Genomic DNA, 17,832 nt, shown 5'->3' with positions numbered 1-17,832 from the left:
GACTCACCTGATGAACAGGACCGCATTCGCGTCCGCCCTGCTACTGGTGACGGCCGGTCTGGCCGTACCACCGTCGGCAGCGTCCGCAGCGCCGGCCGCGCCGCCGGACAGCAGCTTCCAGAAAGTCACACTGAACGACTTCCCGGGCGAGCCGATGAGCCTCGCCGTCCTGCCCGACCTGCGGGTGCTGCACACCTCCCGCACCGGTGAGGTCCGCATCCACGACCCGCGCACCGGCCTGAACACCCTCGCCGCCGACATCCCGGTGTACGAGCACGACGAGGAGGGGTTGCAGGGGGTCGCCATCGACCCGAACTTCGCCCAGAACAAGTGGGTGTACCTCTACTACTCGCCGCCGATGGACACCCCGGTGGACGACCCGGCGACCCCCGGCGTCAACGAGGGGGACGCGCCGGAGACCGGCACCGAGGCGGACTGGCAGCGGTTCAAGGGCGCGCTGCGGCTGTCCCGGTTCAAGCTGGACGGGATGAAGCTGAACCTCGCCAGCGAGCAGCAGATCATCGACGTGGCCACCGACCGGGGCATCTGCTGCCACGTCGGCGGCCAGATCGACTTCGACAGCAAGGGCAACCTGTACCTGTCGACCGGTGACGACACCAACCCGTTCGCCTCCGACGGTTACATCCCGATCGACGAGCGGGCCGACCGCCACCCGGCGTACGACGCCCAACGCACCTCGGCCAACACCAACGACCTGCGCGGCAAGCTGCTGCGTATCAAGGTGAAGGCCGGTGGTGGTTACACGGTGCCGGCTGGCAACCTGTTCAAGCCCGGCACGGCGCAGACCCGCCCGGAGATCTACGCGATGGGGCTGCGCAACGCGTTCCGGTTCGCCGTCGACCGGCGTACCGACAACGTGTACGTGGGCGACTACTCCCCGGACGCCTCCAACCCGAACCCGGAGCGCGGGCCGGCCGGGCACGGCCGGTGGATGCTCGTCGACAAGCCGGCGAACTACGGCTGGCCGTACTGCGTGACGCCGACGATCGCCTACCGCGACTACGACTTTGCCACCGGCGAGTCCGGCGCCAAGTTCAACTGCAAGCGCCCGGTCAACGACTCACCGCACAACACCGGCAAGCGCGTGCTGCCGCCGGTCGAGCAGCCGGAGGTCTGGTACGCGGCCGCCCCCTCGGCCGAGTTCCCGCAGTTGGGCACCGGCGGCATCTCTCCGATGGGTGGCCCGGCGTACGAGTACGACGGAACCAGCACGTCGCGCACCCGCTGGCCGGCCTACTACGACGGGGTGCCGCTGTTCTACGAGTGGTCCCGCGACTACATCAAGGAGTTCCGCCTCGACGAGGACGGCGACGTCACGGACATCCGTCCGGTAGCGCCGTCGCTGGTGGTGGACAACCCGATGGACATGGAGTTCGGCCCGGACGGCGCGCTCTACGTCCTGGAGTACGGCGACGGTTACTTCGCCGAGAACCCGGACGCGCAGCTGTCCCGGATCGACTTCGTCCGGGGCAACCGGACGCCGATCCCGAAGATCAGCGGCACCCCGACCGTCGGGCAGGCCCCGCTGACCGTCGCGTTCTCCAGCGCCGGCACGACCGACCCGGACGGGGACAAGCTCAGCTACGCGTGGGACTTCAACGCGGACGGCTCGGTGGACAGCACCGCTCCGAACGCGAGCTGGACGTTCCCGGAGAACGGCTCGTACACGCCGACGTTGAAGGTCACCGACCGCACCGGACGGTCCGCCTCGGCGTCCCTGCCGCTGGTGGTCGGGCCGACCGCGCCGATCGTCGAGTTCGTCGCCCCGGTGGCCGGTCAGCCGTTCCAGTTCGGGCAGACGGTCGCGTACGAGGTGAAGGTCACCGACGACCTGCCGGTGGACTGCTCCCGGGTGAAGGTCACCTACGTGCTCGGGCACGATGAGCACGGGCACCCGCTCTCCACCTCGACGGGTTGCTCCGGGACCATTCCCACCTTCCTGGACGGTGGGCACAGCGGCGCGGACAACCTGACCGCGGTGTTCGTCGCGGAGTACACCGACGCGCCGACCGACCCGGGCGTACCCGCCCAGTCCGGTTCTGCGACGGTGGTGCTGGACCCGACCCCGGTGGCCGGTCTGGCCGGCTGATCAGTTCAACAAACGACAGTGGCGGCGGCCGGATCCTTCCGGCCGCCGCCGCACGTCGTTCAGCGCCGAGCCCGGCCCGAGCCGGTCAGCTCCAGTCGCTGTCCACGTGGTTGTCCCGCCACCGTCCGCCCACCGGCGGGGTGTCCAGTCGCATCCCCTCGTCGGCGTTGCCCGCCAGGTCGTTGTCCTCGACCCGGCAGTCCACGCAACTGCCCCGGTCGGTGATCCACAGCCCGTGCGTCTGGGTCGGGTTGTCGTGGTTGTCCCAGACCCGGTTTCCCCGGATGGTGGCCGAGTCGAACGGCGCGTCGATGGTGATGCCGGCCCGCAGCTTCGGTGCGGCGGCCAGTTCGTAGCCGCATCCCGGCGGTGGCACGTCCCCGCTCCACGCGGTGAACGCGTCCGGGCGGACCGGGGCGAGGGTGAGTTCGTCGCCGGTGTTGGAGGCCACCATGGCGACGGCCTTCCCGACCCGCAGGACCTTGCCCCGGTGCCCGTCGTGCGGCCAGTTGGCCGACCGGTCCACCAGGCACCGCTCGCTGTAGCGGACGGCGTCGCCGGTACCGCCGGTGCCCTCGCCGTACTGCCGTCCGTTGTTGCGGATCCGGTTGTTGAGCACCACCGCGTCGGTCATCTGGTGGTCGATCCGGATCGCGTCGAGGCCGTTACCCCAGAACTCGTTGCTCTCGATCACCACGTCCCGGATCGAGCCCCGGTAGCCGCGCCCGAGGTCGTGCGCGTGATAGCCGTGCCGGCCGTTGCCGCTGATCCGGTTGCCCCGGACGGTGTACGGGCCGGGGCTGTTGCCGATGCTGACCCCGTCGCACATGTTGCCGTCGATGACGCAGTCGGTGAGCAGCCCGCCCCGGCCGGCAACCGACGAGGTGCCCTGCGCCGACACGTCGAAACCGGTCTCCAGGTTTCCGGTCATGGTGCAGGCGGAGACGATCAGGCCGTCGGCGCCCCAGTCGGAGATGCCGAAGCGGTTGCCCTGGCTGTGGCAGCCGATGATGCGGTAGCCGCGCGGCGGCGCCCAGTAGTCCTTCTGCAACTCCAGGAAGATGCCGTTGGTGCCGTTGGCCAGGGCGGTGCAGTTCGCGATGGTCAGCCGCTCCACCGCTCCCCAACCGCCGATGCCGATCCCGATGCCGGCGCCGCCCATCTGCTCGCCGTTGTCCAGTCGGCCACAGCCGACCACCACCACGCCGTCGATCAGGGAGTCCTGGAGGAAGTCGCAGCCCAGCCCGGTGGCGGCGGTGTGGTGGATGTAGAGGTTGCGGAAGACGCCCCGCACCACGTACTGGAGGCCGAGGCCCTTGGCCAGGTAGTTGTACTCGGCCATGGCGACGCCGGAGCCGTCGATCTGGAAGTCGGAGAAGGTGCAGTCGGCGATGTGCCGGTCCCGGTCGGCGCCGTGCTGCACCGTCGTCCAGAAGGCCAGCGGGGTGGGGTCGGCCCGGTTGCCCTCGTTGCTGAGCATGAACCGGGTCGCCGCCGGGCCGGCCCCGATCAGCGACACACCGCTGCGCCACACCGTGCCAGCGTCCCGGATCGAGTAGATGCCCGGCGGGCAGTAGATGACCCGGGCCCGCCCGTCCGAGGCGTACCCGGCGCCGAGGCGGTCCACGAGGGCGGCCAGCGCCGGCTGGTCGTTGGTCGCGCCGTCACCGGTGAGCCCGTACTCCAGCGCGTCGCAGTACAGCGGCGCGCCGGCCGAGGCCGGCCGTCGTACCCGGACCGAGTTCAGTAGCAGCTCGTTCGCCACGGCCACGGGCGGGCTCCCTTCGACGCGTTCGGTGCGCTCCGGCGGGGCCGACTTCCCGGTGAGGCCGCAGGGAAACCCCGGACGTGCGTCGGCCCCGGCGCCGCACGGGCGGCGCCGGGGCCGAAGGGGTACGCGTCAGACGGCGGCGATCAGCAGCGCCGGGCGCTCCACGCAGTCGGCGACGTGCCGCAGGAAGCCGCCGGCCACCCCGCCGTCGCAGACCCGGTGGTCGAAGGTGAGGCTGAGCTGGGTCACCTTGCGGACGGCGAGCTGCCCGTCGACCACCCACGGCTTGTCCACGATCCGCCCGACCCCGAGCAGGGCCGCCTCGGGGTGGTTGATGATCGGCGTGGAGCCGTCGACGCCGAACACCCCGTAGTTGTTCAGTGTGAAGGTGCCACCGGTCAGCCGGGCCGGGGGCAGGCTGCCGGCCCGCGCGGCGGCCGTGGTCGCCGCCAGTTCGGCGGCCAGCTCGGCGGTGGTGAGCCGCTGGGCGTCGCGCAGCACCGGCACCAGCAGCCCCCGGTCGGTCTGCGCGGCGATGCCGAGGTGAACCCCGGCGGACTGGACTATGCGCTGCGCCTCGGTGTCGACCCGGGCGTTGAGCTGCGGGAACCGGCGCAGCCCGCTGAGGCAGATCCGGGCCAGCAGGGCCAGGATGCTCACCGGCGCGTCGGGCGTCGCCGCGTTGATCGCGGCGCGGGTCTCCAGCAGCCCGGTGGCGTCCACGTCGACCCAGATGGTCACCTCCGGGATCTCCCGCCGGCTGCGGGAGAGCTTGTCGGCGATCACCTTGCGGACGCCGGTCAGCGGGACGATGACGTCGCCGTCTCCGACCGGGGCCGACCCGACCTGCGGGTCCGGCACGGCGGCGAGTCGGGCGGCGGGCGCGGTCAGCGCGGCCTCCACGTCGGCGCGGCGGATCACGCCTCCGGGCCCGGTGCCCCGCACCGTGTCGAGGTCGACGCCGTGCTCGCGGGCCAGCCGCCGCACGATCGGCGAGATGACCAGGGCGGCGGCCGGCGGTGCCGGGTCGCCGGTTGGGGCAGCCGCGCCGGACGCGCCACCGGCAGCCGCGCCGGCGTCGACCGGTTCGGGGGCCACCGCCAGGCGGGGCCGACGCCGACGGCGGGTGGCAGTGCCGTGGCCGGTGCCGTACCCGATCAGCACGTTGCCGGAGCCGGCCCGCTCCTCCTCGCGGTAGGTGGCGTGCCCGGTGGGCTCGTCGCCCCCGTCCAGCGGCGCGATGGTGATCAACGGCTGGCCGACCGGGCGTACCTCACCGGCCGCGCCGTGCAGGGTGACCACCCGGCCGGCGTACGGGCAGGGCACGTCGACGACGGCCTTGGCGGTCTCCACCTCGACCACGCTCTGGTCGACGGTGACCACGTCACCCACGGCGACCCGCCACTCGACGATCTCGGCCTCGCTCAGCCCTTCGCCCAGGTCGGGCAGGAGGAAGACCTGCGTCCGTTCCACGATGGTCATGCCGCCGCCCAACGCGCGTCCGGCTGGTCGTCCCACTGGAGGCGGGCCACCGCGTCGAGCACCCGGTCCACGCCGGGCAGGTGGGTGTGCTCCAGCATCGGCGCCGGGTACGGGATGTCCAGTCCGGCGACCCGCAGCACCGGGGCGTGCAGCGCGTGGAAACAGCGCTCCTGCACCCGGGCCGCGATCTCCGCGCCGACGCCCGCGAAGCCGGGCGCCTCCTGGATCACCACGCACCGGCCGGTACGGCGGACCGAGGCGGTGATGGTCTCGTCGTCGAACGGCACGATGGTGCGCACGTCGACGACCTCCAGGTCCCACCCCTCCTCCCGGGCGGCCTCGGCGGCCTCCAACGCGACCGGCACCGCCGGCCCGTACGCCACCAGGGTGGCGTCGCGTCCGGGCCGGCGCACGACGGCCCGGCCGAACGGCTCGTTGCGGGTCGGCAGAGACGCCTCGGCGCTGGCGAAGTAGAGCTTCTTGGGCTCCATGAAGACCACCGGGTCGGGGTCCTCGATCGCCTCACGCAGCAGCGAGTACGCGTCGTCGACGGTCGCCGGGGTGACGACCTTCAGCCCGGGGGTGTGGGCGTAGTACGCCTCGGACGAGTCGCAGTGGTGTTCGACTCCGCCGATCCCGCCCGCGTACGGCACGCGGATGACGATCGGCACGCTCAGCGCGCCCCGGGTGCGGTTGCGCAGCTTCGCCACGTGCGAGGCGATCTGCTCGAAGGCCGGGTACGCGAACGCGTCGAACTGCATCTCGACCACCGGGCGCAGGCCGGACATGGCCATGCCGACGGCGAAGCCGACGATGCCGGCCTCGGCGAGGGGGGTGTCGAAGCAGCGGTTCTCGCCGAAGCGGGCCTGGAGGCCGTCGGTGATCCGGAAGACGCCGCCGAGCGCGCCGACGTCCTCACCGAAGACCACGACCCGGTCGTCGGCGGCGAGCGCGTCGGCGAGCGCGGTGTTGAGCGCCTTCGCCATGGTGGTGGCCATCAGGCGTCACCCTCCTCGGCGTGGGCGGCGGCCAGCTCGGCGCGGACCTGCTCACGCTGTTCGATCAGCTGTGGGGTGGGCTCGGCGTAGACGTGGTCGAAGAGGCTCAGCGGGTCGACGGTGGGCTGCTCGTTCATCCGGGTCCGCAGGTCCGCCGCGTACGCCTCGGCCTGCTCGGCGATCTCGGCTACCGCCGCGTCGTCGAGCACGCCGCGGGCGCGCAGGTAGGTCTCCAGCCGGGCGACCGGGTCCCGGTCCCGCCAGGCGTCGACCTCGGCGCCGTCGCGGTAGCGACTGGCGTCGTCGGCGTTGGTGTGCGGCTCCATCCGGTAGGTGTGCGCCTCGACCAGGAAGGGCCCCTTGCCTGCACGGGCGTGGGCGACCGCGCGGGTGAGCACCGCGAGCACCGCGACCGGGTCGTTGCCGTCGACCTGCTCGCTGGGTACGCCGTAGCCGACGCCCTTGTAGGCCAGCGACGGCGCGGCGGTCTGCCGCGACAGCGGGACGCTGATGGCGTACTTGTTGTTCTGCACGAAGTAGACCACCGGCGCCTTGAACACGGCGGCGAAGTTGATCCCCTCGTGGAAGTCGCCCTCGCTGGTGGCGCCGTCGCCGATGAAGGCCAGCGCCACGGTGTCGCGACCCTGGTACGCCTCGCCGTGCGCCAGCCCGGCGGCGTGCACGCACTGGGTGGCGAGGGGGGTGCACTGCGGTGCGGTGTGCACCTCGGTCGGGTCGTAGCCGCAGTGCCAGTCGCCGCGCAACAGGGTGAGCACCTCGACCGGGTCGATGCCTCGGGCAACCAGCGCCATCGACTCGCGGTACGTGGGGAAGACCCAGTCGGTGTCGCGGACCGCGAGCACGGCGCCGACCTGGCACGCCTCCTGGCCTCGCGAGGACGGGTAGACGGCGAGCCGGCCCTGCTTGGTCAGGGCGGTCGCCTGCGTGTCGAAGCGGCGGCCGAGCACCATCCGCCGGTACAGCTCGCGCAGCACCTCGGCGGGTGGTTCGGGGTAGTCGGCGCGGGCGGGCAGCGGCGTGCCGTTCTCGGCGAGCAGGCGGACCGGCTCGGCGTCCGGTAGCAACGAGCGCGCCGGGTCGGGCGGGGTGACCGTTCGACGGGTGCGCGGGGATGCCCTGCGGACCGCCTGGGGAGTGGTCGTCACGGCGGAACCTCCTGGGACGTGTGGTGAGCCTATGCTTCCGCTTGTGGATGATTGACTCAAGATCGACACGGAAGGCGGGACGGTTGGCATGCGGAGGGCCCATCAGTGAGCCAGGAGACCGCCGACGAAGCGAGCCGGGGCGCGGGATCGGGACGATCGGCGCGAGCGTTGGACGAGGTCGACCGGCGGATCCTCGACGAGCTGGTCCGCGACGGTCGGACGTCGGTGCGCACCCTCGCCGAGCGCATCCACATCTCCCGCACCAACGCGTACGCGCGGGTGGAGCGGTTGCTCCGCGACGGGGTGATCACCGGTTTCCGGGCCCAGGTGGCGCCCGAGGCGGCCGGGCTGGGCACGTCGGCGTACATCGCCCTGACCATCGAGCAGAACACCTGGCGGGAGGTGTCGGCCGAGCTGGCCCAGGTGCGCTACATCGAGCACGCCGCGCTGCTCGGCGGTGACCACGACGTGCTCGCGCTGGTGCGCGCGCCGGACAACGCCGCGCTGCGCGACGTGGTGCTGGGCCGGGTGCAGAGCATTCCCGGGGTGCTGTCCACCCGCACCTGGCTGGTCTTCGAGGAGTTCGACGGGGTCGGCAGCCCCTGGGCGTGACCGGCAGCGGCTCAGCGCTCCGGCGGGGCCTCCAGCCCGTCGCGGTCGGCCAACTCCAGCAGCGGTTCCAGCGAGTGCCGGTCACCGTCCAGCCCGGCGTGCGGGTCGCCGCGCTCGGCGAACCGGGCCGGCATGCTGAGCACGTCGAAGTCCTCCGGACGGACCTGGTCCAGCTCCGACCAGTCCAGCGGCGCGGAGACCAGCGCCGCCGGCGTCGGCCGGATCGAGTACGCCGAGGTCACCGTGTGGTCCCGGGCCATCTGGTTGTAGTCGACGAAGACCGGCCGGTCCCGTTGCTCGCGCCACCAGGTGGTGGTGACCAGGTCCGGCAGCCGGCGCTGCATCTCCCGGCCCAGCGCGAGCACCGCCCGACGGCAGTCGCCGAAACTCCACAGCGGCTCGATCGACAGGTAGACGTGCAGCCCCCGACCGCCGGTGGTCTTCGGGTAGCCGGTCATGCCCAGCTCGGCGAGGAACGCCCGCACCTCGTGCGCCACCGGTACCACCTGCTCGAAGCCGACCCCGGGCATCGGGTCCAGGTCGATGCGCAACTGGTCGGGGCGTTCCACGTCGGCGGCGGTGACCGGCCACGGGTGGAACCGCAGGGTGCCCAGGTTGGCCGCCCAGATGACCACGGCCAACTCGCTCGGCGCGACCTCGTCGGCGGTACGGCCACTGGGGAAGGTGATGTGCGCGGTCCGCACCCACTCGGGCGCGCCGGCCGGCAGCCGCTTCTGGTAGAACGCGTCGCCCCGGTTGGTCTGCCGGGTGGCGATCGTCGCGCCCTCGAAGACACCACGAGGCCAGCGTTCCAGCATGGTCGGCCGATCCCGCAGCGCCCGCAGGATGCCGTCGCCCACCGCCAGGAAGTAGCGGACCACGTCCAGCTTGGTCAGCCCGCGCTCGGGAAAGTACGGCTTGTCGGGGCTGGAGACGCGGACCAGCCGCTCCCCTACCTGGATCTCCTCCGCCGCCGTGGCCACGACACCGAGGGTACGACCTGCGCCCACGTCGGACGCCCACCGAGCGGAGATCGGCACGGCGGATCACCGGACACGGTTACCGGGGGCGGCGCCCGGGTAGGGGGGCCGCATGGCGGAACTGGCAACCCTCTGGATCGTCCGGCACGGCGAGAGCACCGCGAACGTCGCGGCGACGCGGGCCGAGGCGTCGGGCGCGGAACTGATCGACCTCACCCACCGCGACGCCGACGTGCCGCTCTCCGCGACCGGCGAGGAGCAGGCTCGGGCGACCGGCCGTTGGCTGGCTGAGCTGCCGGACGCGAAGCGCCCGGATGTGGCGGTGGTGTCGCCGTACCTGCGCGCGGTGCAGACCTCGCGGCTGGCGCTGGCCGGCACCGGCATTCCCGTCCACCGCGACGAGCGGCTGCGCGACCGGGAGCTGGGCATCCTCGACGGGTTGACCGGGCACGGGGTGCGTCGGCGGTACCCGGACGAGGCCGACCGCCGGGAGCGGTTGGGCAAGTTCTACTACCGGCCGCCGGGCGGGGAGTCCTGGACGGACGTGGCGTTGCGGCTGCGGACGCTGCTGGGCGACCTACGCCGGGACCACGAGGGTTGCCGGGTGCTGCTCTTCGGCCACGACGCGCTGGTCTTCCTGCTTCGCTATCTGCTGGAGGGGTTGACCGAGGACGAGCTGATGGCGCTCACCCGGCAGGACGTGATCGCCAACTGTTCGATCACCGAGTGGTCGGCGGACGGCGACGACCGCCTGGCCCTCACCGCCTTCAACGATGTCGCGCACCTGCGTCAGCAGGGCGCCCAGCCGACCAGGGAGGACGAGATCCATGCCGAGCCGGTCTGAGGTGAAGGTGATCACCCCGGCGTTGCTGCGGGACTGGGCGCTGCCGGTGCCGGTCGGTGGAAAGGAGAGCCGGGGCACCGTGCTGGTGGTCGGCGGTTCCCGCTTCACGCCGGGCGCGGTGCTGCTCGCCGGGGTGGCCGCGTTGCGCGCCGGTGCCGGGGTGCTCCAGCTCGCCGCCGCCGAGTCCACCGCCGCCGCGCTGAGCATCCAGGTGCCCGAGGCGCTGGTGGTCGGTCTGCCGGAGACCGCCGACGGCGCGGTGGCCGCCGACCGGGACGGCCAGCTCGGCGACCTGGTCACGCAGGCCGACGTGGTGGCCATCGGCCCCGGCCTGAAGGCGATCGACGAGACCAACCGCCTGCTGAGCCTGGTCCTGGAGGCGGCCCGTCCGGACACGTCGCTGGTGCTCGACGCGTACGCCCTCGGTGCGCTCAGCCACGCACCGGACCTGCTGGTCGGCTCGGGTCGCCCCGTGGTGCTCACCCCCAACGTCACCGAGGCCGGGCACCTGCTCGGGCGGGAGCCGGGCGACGACCTCGACGTCGAGGCGGCCGAGTTGGCCGCCCGGTACGAGGCGGTCGTGTCGCTGTACGGACACGTGGCCGCCCCGGACGGGCGGGGTTGGCGGGAGGAGAGCGGCGACGCCGGGTTGGGCACCTCCGGCAGCGGGGACGTGCTCGCCGGGTTGTTGGCGGGGCTGCTGTCCCGGGGTGCCGACCCGGCGCAGGCGGCCTGCTGGGGCTCGTTCGCGCACTCGGTGAGCGGCCAGCGGCTGATCCCCCGCTACGGCCGGATCGGCTTTCTGGCTCGGGAGTTGCTCGACGAGATCCCCCGCACCCTGGCCATGGTGTGAGGCGGTTTCACCTGTTTCCGCACTCGGCGTCTGGGTACCGGAACCCCACCAGCCGAGACTTTTCAGGGAGGTCATACCGGTGTCGACCGATGCCATCGTCCTGCTCAAAGAGGACCACAAGGAAATGCGCCGACTGTTCAAGGCCTTCCAGGACGCCGAGGAGGGGCCGGCGAGCCAGCGGCAGAAGCTGGTGGACCAGATCCTGGAGGCACTGACCATGCACACCTATCTGGAGAACGAGGTGATGTATCCGGAGGTCCGCCGGCTGCTGCCCGACCTGGAGGACGACATCCTCGAGTCGTACGAGGAACACCACGTCGCCGATGTGCTCTGCGCCGAGCTGGCCAGCATGAGTGCCGACGACGAGCGCTTCAACGCCAAGACGACAGTGCTGATCGAGAACGTGACGCACCACGTCGAGGAGGAAGAGGAGGAGTGGTTCCCCAAGGTGCGCGAGGCGCTGGGCCGCAAGCAGCTCCAGGAGATCGGCGAGAAGATGATCGCGTTGCGCGCGGACGCGCCGCGTACCCCCACTGAACCGAAGGCGATCAAGAAGGCGCTCGATGCGGTGACAGCCTGAGGCACCCGCTCACACCGAAGGGCCCGGCACGATGCCGGGCCCTTCGTCGTGCACCACGGGTCAGCTGCCAGATCCCGGCTCGGCCATCCGGCGGTGCTGCTCGGACTTGAGCTTGTCCGGAATGATCTTGCCGGCGGCGGTCTGCACCTTGTTCATCAGCGAGCCGGCGGTGATCGTCTGATCACCCCTCATCATCGCCTCGAAGCCCTGCTCGGCGACCTTCGCCGGGTCGTCCTTCTTGCCCGAGCCCACCCGGGTGTCCTCCATATCGGCCCGGTCGAAGAACTCCGTGTCGGTTGGCCCTGGCATCAGCGAGGTCACCGTGACACCGGTGTCCTTCAGCTCGTTGCGCAGCGCCTCGGCGAAGGACTGCACGAACGACTTCGACGCGTTGTAGACCGCCTGGAACGGCCCCGGCATGGTGGAGGCGATCGACGAGGTGAAGAGGACCCGGCCCGCGCCCCGCTCGACCATCCCGGGCAGCAGCCGCTTCGCCAGGTGCACCGTCGAACGCACGTTGAGGTCGACGATCTCCAACTCGTCAGCGAGGTCGGTGCCCCCGACGAAGGCGCCACCTGCTCCGCGACCGGCGTTGAGCGCCAGCGCGTCCAGCGGCCGTCCGGTCGCGGTGACGGCGGCCACCAGCTCCGTCACGCCCTGCTCTCGGGCCAGGTCGACGCGGACCGACCAGATCTGCGGGCCGCCGTCGCGGCGCAGCTTCTGCGCGGCCGACTCGATGCCGTCGTCCTCGGCCGCGATGACCAGGTCGAAGCCGTGCTCGACGAACTGCGCCGCCAGTTCGTACCCGATTCCGCTGGAGGCCCCGGTCACCAGGGCGAGCGGCCGGTTGGAGGTGGGTGTGGTCATGTTCTCGACTCCTTCTGTGCGAACCCTGGCCGCACCCGTGACGGTGCGGTGGTCACCTACCGTGTGCCCCGCGACGCATCGCCCAATCACGTCGGCGGGGTCGCCTCCCGGAGGGCGGCCCGAACGGCCGGTTCCGGCCCGGTAGGATCCTCCCGGGCCGTTACTGGCGCGTGGGGATGGAGAACCATCGGGGAGCGGCCTCGTCACGTGGACGTTTGCCGAGCGCCTGGGCCTTCCCGCACGTCTGTTGGAGGTCGCATGTCCCGCAACGCCGAATCCACCGCATTCCGGAGTGCCCTTGAGGTGATCCGGGCTGTCGAGCCGCGGGTCGCCGACGCCATCGGCGCCGAGCTGACCGACCAGCGGGAGTCGCTCAAGCTGATCGCCAGCGAGAACTACGCCTCCCCGGCGACCCTGCTGGCCATGGGCAACTGGTTCAGCGACAAGTACGCCGAGGGCACCGTCGGCCGCCGCTTCTACGCCGGCTGCCAGAACGTCGACACCGTCGAGGCGCTCGCCGCCGAGCACGCCCGGGAGCTGTTCCGCGCCGCGCACGCGTACGTGCAGCCGCACTCGGGCATCGACGCCAACCTGGTCGCCTTCTGGGCCGTGCTGGCCGACCGGGTGGAGTCCCCCGCCCTCAAGAAGGCCCAGGTCCGCCAGGTCAACGACCTCACCGAGGCCGACTGGTTCGCGCTGCGCCGCGAGCTGGGCAACCAGCGGATGCTCGGCATGTCGCTGGACGCCGGCGGCCACCTCACCCACGGTTTCCGGCCGAACATCTCCGGCAAGATGTTCGACCAGCGCAGCTACGGCACCGACCCGACGACCGGCCTGATCGACTACGACCGGGTGGCCGAGGCCGCCCGCGAGTTCAAGCCGCTGATCCTGGTGGGCGGCTACTCGGCGTACCCCCGGAAGGTGAACTTCCGGATCCTGCGCGAGATCGCCGACTCGGTCGGCGCCACCTTCATGGTCGACATGGCGCACTTCGCGGGCCTGGTGGCCGGCAAGGTGTTCACCGGCGACTTCGACCCGGTGCCGCACGCGCACATCGTCACGACCACCACGCACAAGTCGTTGCGCGGCCCGCGCGGCGGCATGGTGCTCTGCCAGCCGGAGCTGGCCGACCAGGTGGACCGGGGCTGCCCGATGGTGCTCGGCGGTCCGCTGCCGCACGTGATGGCCGCCAAGGCGGTCGCGCTCGCCGAGGCCCGCCGGCCCGACTTCGCCGACTACGCCCAGCGGATCGTCGACAACGCCCAGGCGCTCGCCGAGGGGCTGCTGCGCCGGGGCGCGACGCTGGTCACCGGCGGCACCGACAACCATCTGGTGCTGATCGACGTGTCCGGCTACGGGCTCACCGGCCGCCAGGCCGAGCAGGCCCTCCTCGACTCGGGCATCGTCACCAACCGCAACTCGGTCCCGCAGGACCCGAACGGCGCCTGGTACACCTCCGGCATCCGGATCGGCACCCCGGCGCTGACCACCCGGGGCCTGGGCACCGCCGAGATGGACCAGACCGCCGAGCTGATCCACACCGTGCTGACCCAGACCACCGCGGGCGCGAACGCCGACGGCACCCCGTCGAAGGCGAAGTACACGCTGGACGCCGGACTGGCCGACAAGGTCGCCCGCCAGGCCACCGACCTGCTGGCCACGTACCCCCTCTACCCCGGCGTCGACCTGAGCTGAGCCTCCGCCCGACCGCTCCCGTCGATCATGGAGTTGTGGTGCCTGATATGGGCTGGTGCACGACTTTCGTCCACCACCACAACTCCATGATCGACGCAGGGGTGCGACCGTCAGGCCATCGGGCGCTTCAGGTGGTAGCGGTGGACTTCGGTGCTGCCCTGGACGTTGTTGACGTCCTCGGCGGCGGAGACCAACTCCCACCCCTCCCGGCCGGCGCGATTGAGGTGCGCGATGGCGGTGTCGCCGAAGGCGGTGATGTCCTTGCGTGACCCGTCCGGCGCGTACCAGACGAACGAGACGTGAAAATTGCGGCCCTGTCCCTGATAGCGACGGACGAGCAGGGCGTACTCCCAGGCAACCATGCGGCTTATTATGACCGTCCAACCAGGACGGCGGCACGCGGGTCGTCGCGCATTGCCATCCGATGAACGCGGTGTGTCAACCCGCCCAGCGAGTCAGCTCGTCGGTGATCAGCGCCGCGAGGCGATCCAGCCCGACGTCGATCTGCTCCGGTGTGACCGCGCTGACCGACAACCGCAACGCGCGCACCGGTGCGGTGTCGTCGTAGAAGTGCGCCATCGGCGTCCACAGCACCCCGTAGTCGCGAGCCGAGCGATCCAGCAGCGCGTCGTCGACCGGGAACGGCACGGTCACCACCACGAAGAACCCGCCGGCCGGCACCGTCCACCGCACCGCCGGCCGATCCAGCTGCTCGGGCTGATCGGGGAAGCGCCGGGTCAGGCCGGCCACCAGGTGGCGCAGATTCCGGGTGTACGCGGACCGCTCCCGGGTGTTAGCGGCCACCAGGCTGCATCCGTGCTCCAGCAGCCGGCCGCCGATCACCGCCTGCGCGATCGGCGACGTGTTCACAGTGACCATGCTCTTGATCATGGCGAGCTGGTCGGCGAGCGGGCCGACCGGCCCGTCCGGGCCGGCCACCCGCTGGTCGGCGACGACGTACCCGACCCGTGCGCCGGGGAGCACGGTCTTGGCGAACGAGCCGAGGTAGACGACCCGCCGCCCGGTGTCCAACGCCTTGAGGGTGGGTGGGCGTGGCCCGTCGTCGCTGTGGAACAGGCCATACGGGTTGTCCTCCAGCAGCAGCAGATCCTCCTGCGCGGCCAGGTCCAGCAGCCGTTGCCGGTGGGCGGTGTCGATGCTGACCCCGGAGGGGTTGGCGAAGTCCGGCATCAGGTAGCAGGCGCGCGGCCGCAGCCCCGCCGCCCGGGCCCGGTGTACCTGGGCGGCCAGGTCGGCGAGGTCGATCCCGGTCGGCCCACCGGCGACCGGCCACACCGGCAGGTCCACCAGCCGGGCTGCCCCGGTCAGCCCGACGTAGGTCGGGGCGACCGCGAGCAGCACATCAGTCGGCCCGGCCCGCAACGCCCGCAGCACCAGGAACATCGCCTCCTGGCAGCCGACGGTCACCACGACGTCCTCCGGGTCGACGGTGATCCCCTCGTCGACCGCGAGGTTGCGGGCGATCAGGTGGTGCACGATGCCCTTGGTCCGGCCGTACTGGAGCAGCAGCCGGCGGGCCTGCTCCGGTCGGTGCCCCAGGTCGTCGACGAGGTGCCGGTGGAAGGTGTCCAGGTGCCGGTGCACCGCCGCGAGGTCGAAGAACTCCTCGTACGGCCGGCCGGCCGCCAGGGACACCGCCGCCGGGTAGCGCTCGGACACCTCGTTGAGGAAGTTCATCGAGGTCAGCGCCGGATCGCCCAGCGCGGGATGCAGGTCGGCGACGGTCAGGTCCACAGGTTCGGCGGCGCTCACCCCTCACCCCACCCCGAGGGTGCGCAACTCGCCGGCCGCCACCACGTCGGCGCAGCCGGCCAGGGTGAGCGCGTCGGTCAGCTCGGCGACGAGCAGCCCCAACGCGTCCCGGGCGGCCGGTTCGCCACCGGCGGCCAGCGCCCAGAGCAGCGGCCGGCCGACCAGCACCCCGGCCGCACCCAACGCCAGCGCCCGCAACACGTCGGTGCCGCACCGGATGCCGCTGTCCAGCAGCACCTGGCAGTCGTTCCCGACCGCGTCGACGACCTCCGGCAGCATGGTGACGCTCGCCGGTGATCCGTCCAGTTGCCGCCCCCCGTGGTTGGAGACGACCACCGCGTCCGCGCCGACCCGTACCGCCTCGATCGCGTCGCGCGGGTCCAGCAGCCCCTTGACCACCAGCGGCAGGTCGACCTGCTCGCGCAGCCACGCCAGGTCCGCCCAGCGCAGCGCCGGCGCGAACGACGCGGCGGTGTGCGCGGCGATCCCGGACACCCCCGGGGCACCGGAGTGCGCCAGCGCGTCGCGACCGTCGGGGAGGTTCGCGGCGACCACGTCGGCCGGCAGCCGGAACGCGTTGCGAAGGTCTCGGGGACGTCGGCCGAGCACCGGGACGTCCACGGTGACCACCAGCGCCCGGCACCCGGCCGCGACGACCCGGTCAAGCAGGTCGCGGACGAGCGCCCGGTCGCGCAGCCAGTAGAGCTGGAACCAGACGTCCGCGCCCGCCCCGGTGACCTGTTCGATGGGGATGCTGCCCAGCGTGCTGGCCAGGTACGGGATCCCGGCCGCGCCGGCCGCCGCCGCCAGACCCAGCTCCCCGTCCGGGTGCACCAGTCGCTGGTACGCCATCGGCGCCACCCCGACCGGCATGGCGTACCGACGGCCGAGCAGGTGGGTGCCGAGGTCGACGGTGTCCACCCCGCGCAGCACCCGGGGCAGCACCGCGACCCGGTCCAGCGCGCGACGGTTCGCGGCGAGGGTCACCTCCGAGGCGCTGCCGCCGGCCAGGTAGTCCCACACGTCCGGCGGCAGCACGGCCCGCGCCCGCTCGGCGTAGTCGGCGAGCGACACGGCCGGCAGGTCGGCCAACACCCGCTCACCCATCGCCGGACGCCGGGCCCGTCGCGGCCGCCGGCTCGGCCAGCTCATCGGCCTCGCCCGACCCGGCCGGCAGCCCGAAGCGCTCGCGGAGGAAGGCCGCCGCGTTCCCCTGCGCGCGCCGTCCGTCGGTGAAGGTGCCCGGCATGGCGAAGAACCCGTGGATCATGCCCGGGTAGTGCTCCAACCGGGTGGACACACCGGCGTCGCGCAGCCGCTCGGCGTACCGCTGCCCCTCGGCGCACAGGGGATCCAGTTCGGCGGTGATCACCAGCGCGGGCGGCAACCCGGACAGGTCGTCGGCGAGCAGCGGCGAGGCCAGCGGATCCTTGGCGTGCGACGGGTCGGCCAGGTAGTGCGTCCGGTACCAGCCGACCGATCGGCGGTTGAACAGCGCCGGGTCGTCGTCCCCGGCCGGTTCTCCGCTCTGGTCGGTGTTCGGGTAGACCAGCAGCTGCGCGGCGAGCGGCGGCCCGTCCGTACGGCTGAGCAGGGTGACCGCGGCGGCCAGGTTCCCGCCGGCGCTGTCGCCTCCCACCGCCAGCCGGGTCGGGTCGACGCCCAGCTCGTCGGCATGCCGGGCGATCCACGAGGTGGCGGCGTGGCAGTCGTGCACCGCCGCCGGGAAGCGGTGCTCCGGGGCGAGGCGGTAGCCGACGGTGATCACCTGACAGGGCACCGCGTTGGCCAGGCGCCGGCAGATGCCGTCGGCGGTCTCGATGCTGCCGAGCGTCCAGCCGCCGCCGAAGAAGTACAGCAGGGTGGGCAGCGGACCCGCACCGGTCGGCCGGTACACCCGCAGCGGCAGCTCCCCGGCGGGGCCGGGGATCCGCTCGTCGCGGACCTCGGTCACCGGCTCGACCGCGCCGCTGCCGGCGCGGATCGCGGCCAGGTCCGCGGCTCGCGCCTCGGAGAGGGTCTGTGCGTACAGCGGCGGGGTGCCGGCCGCGGCACGGGCCGCGCGGTAGGCCGCCACCTCCGGGTGCACTGCCATGTCGCT

At 72.2% G+C, this 17,832-nt stretch carries 16 protein-coding genes and 1 riboswitch; of the genes, 6 read left to right on the top strand and 10 right to left on the bottom strand.

What is annotated here, in order from left to right:
- The first annotated feature begins 10 nt into the window (after window positions 1–10).
- Window positions 11–2,110, top strand: coding sequence for a PQQ-dependent sugar dehydrogenase (locus ACQRWP_RS10175; protein WP_430501999.1), 2,100 nt, complete (start codon window positions 11–13; stop codon window positions 2,108–2,110).
- Window positions 2,111–2,195: 85 nt separating this feature from the next.
- Here ACQRWP_RS10175 and ACQRWP_RS10170 read toward each other — a convergent pair whose 3' ends face one another.
- The 4 genes from ACQRWP_RS10170 to pdhA form a co-directional block, all read right to left on the bottom strand.
- Window positions 2,196–3,875 carry a right-handed parallel beta-helix repeat-containing protein gene (locus ACQRWP_RS10170; protein ID WP_430503173.1) on the bottom strand — a complete coding sequence of 560 codons (1,680 nt, stop codon included), beginning with the start codon at window positions 3,873–3,875 and terminating at the stop codon, window positions 2,196–2,198.
- A gap of 135 nt (window positions 3,876–4,010) precedes the next feature.
- Window positions 4,011–5,363: a dihydrolipoamide acetyltransferase family protein gene (locus ACQRWP_RS10165; RefSeq protein WP_430501998.1), complete on the bottom strand. Its 1,353-nt coding sequence runs from the start codon at window positions 5,361–5,363 to the stop codon at window positions 4,011–4,013.
- Window positions 5,360–6,364 carry an alpha-ketoacid dehydrogenase subunit beta gene (locus ACQRWP_RS10160; protein ID WP_181539337.1) on the bottom strand — a complete coding sequence of 335 codons (1,005 nt, stop codon included), beginning with the start codon at window positions 6,362–6,364 and terminating at the stop codon, window positions 5,360–5,362. The genes ACQRWP_RS10165 and ACQRWP_RS10160 overlap by 4 nt, the downstream gene beginning before the upstream one ends.
- Entirely contained in the window at window positions 6,361–7,527 is a 1,167-nt protein-coding gene (pdhA, locus tag ACQRWP_RS10155) for a pyruvate dehydrogenase (acetyl-transferring) E1 component subunit alpha (protein ID WP_430501997.1), read from the bottom strand. The genes ACQRWP_RS10160 and pdhA overlap by 4 nt, the downstream gene beginning before the upstream one ends.
- Window positions 7,528–7,632: 105 nt before the next feature.
- On the opposite strand from pdhA, the gene ACQRWP_RS10150 reads away from it, so the two are divergent.
- Window positions 7,633–8,139, top strand: a complete 507-nt coding sequence (locus ACQRWP_RS10150) for an Lrp/AsnC family transcriptional regulator (protein ID WP_354946383.1) — start codon at window positions 7,633–7,635, stop codon at window positions 8,137–8,139.
- Between the two features lie 11 nt (window positions 8,140–8,150).
- On the opposite strand, the gene ACQRWP_RS10145 is transcribed toward ACQRWP_RS10150, so the two are convergent.
- A complete protein-coding gene (locus ACQRWP_RS10145) occupies window positions 8,151–9,122 on the bottom strand; it encodes a DNA polymerase domain-containing protein (protein WP_430501996.1) in 972 nt (323 codons plus the stop codon).
- A gap of 109 nt (window positions 9,123–9,231) precedes the next feature.
- On the opposite strand from ACQRWP_RS10145, the gene ACQRWP_RS10140 reads away from it, so the two are divergent.
- The 3 genes from ACQRWP_RS10140 (at window position 9,232) to ACQRWP_RS10130 (ending at window position 11,396) form a co-directional block, all read left to right on the top strand.
- A complete protein-coding gene (locus ACQRWP_RS10140; RefSeq protein ID WP_430501995.1) occupies window positions 9,232–9,963 on the top strand; it encodes a histidine phosphatase family protein in 732 nt (243 codons plus the stop codon).
- Window positions 9,947–10,816, top strand: a complete 870-nt coding sequence (locus tag ACQRWP_RS10135; protein WP_430501994.1) for an NAD(P)H-hydrate dehydratase — start codon at window positions 9,947–9,949, stop codon at window positions 10,814–10,816. The genes ACQRWP_RS10140 and ACQRWP_RS10135 overlap by 17 nt, the downstream gene beginning before the upstream one ends.
- 79 nt (window positions 10,817–10,895) lie before the next feature.
- Window positions 10,896–11,396 (top strand): hemerythrin domain-containing protein, encoded by a 501-nt coding sequence (locus ACQRWP_RS10130; protein ID WP_430501993.1) that lies wholly within the window; start codon window positions 10,896–10,898, stop codon window positions 11,394–11,396.
- Between the two features lie 60 nt (window positions 11,397–11,456).
- Here ACQRWP_RS10130 and ACQRWP_RS10125 read toward each other — a convergent pair whose 3' ends face one another.
- On the bottom strand, window positions 11,457–12,263 hold the full coding sequence (locus tag ACQRWP_RS10125; protein ID WP_430501991.1) for an SDR family NAD(P)-dependent oxidoreductase: 807 nt from the start codon (window positions 12,261–12,263) through the stop codon (window positions 11,457–11,459).
- A 149-nt stretch (window positions 12,264–12,412) separates the two neighbouring features.
- Window positions 12,413–12,502, top strand: a riboswitch (ZMP/ZTP riboswitch).
- Window positions 12,503–12,521: 19 nt separating this feature from the next.
- On the opposite strand from ACQRWP_RS10125, the gene ACQRWP_RS10120 reads away from it, so the two are divergent.
- Entirely contained in the window at window positions 12,522–13,958 is a 1,437-nt protein-coding gene (locus ACQRWP_RS10120; protein WP_430501989.1) for a glycine hydroxymethyltransferase, read from the top strand.
- Between the two features lie 110 nt (window positions 13,959–14,068).
- Here ACQRWP_RS10120 and ACQRWP_RS10115 read toward each other — a convergent pair whose 3' ends face one another.
- The 4 genes from ACQRWP_RS10115 to ACQRWP_RS10100 form a co-directional block, all read right to left on the bottom strand.
- Entirely contained in the window at window positions 14,069–14,329 is a 261-nt protein-coding gene (locus ACQRWP_RS10115; protein ID WP_357205073.1) for a hypothetical protein, read from the bottom strand.
- 67 nt (window positions 14,330–14,396) lie between these two features.
- Window positions 14,397–15,731, bottom strand: coding sequence for a PLP-dependent aminotransferase family protein (locus ACQRWP_RS10110; protein WP_430501987.1), 1,335 nt, complete (start codon window positions 15,729–15,731; stop codon window positions 14,397–14,399).
- 3 nt (window positions 15,732–15,734) lie between these two features.
- Window positions 15,735–16,838, bottom strand: coding sequence for an alpha-hydroxy acid oxidase (locus tag ACQRWP_RS10105; protein WP_430501985.1), 1,104 nt, complete (start codon window positions 16,836–16,838; stop codon window positions 15,735–15,737).
- A complete protein-coding gene (locus tag ACQRWP_RS10100; protein WP_430501983.1) occupies window positions 16,831–17,826 on the bottom strand; it encodes an alpha/beta hydrolase in 996 nt (331 codons plus the stop codon). The genes ACQRWP_RS10105 and ACQRWP_RS10100 overlap by 8 nt, the downstream gene beginning before the upstream one ends.
- Window positions 17,827–17,832: the final 6 nt, after the last annotated feature.

This window comes from Micromonospora trifolii, assembly GCF_050516465.1.
Taxonomy (GTDB): Bacteria; Actinomycetota; Actinomycetes; order Mycobacteriales; family Micromonosporaceae; genus Micromonospora; species Micromonospora trifolii.
The sequence above is the reverse complement of the archived record's forward strand: the minus strand, read 5'-3'. Positions and strand labels throughout refer to the sequence as shown.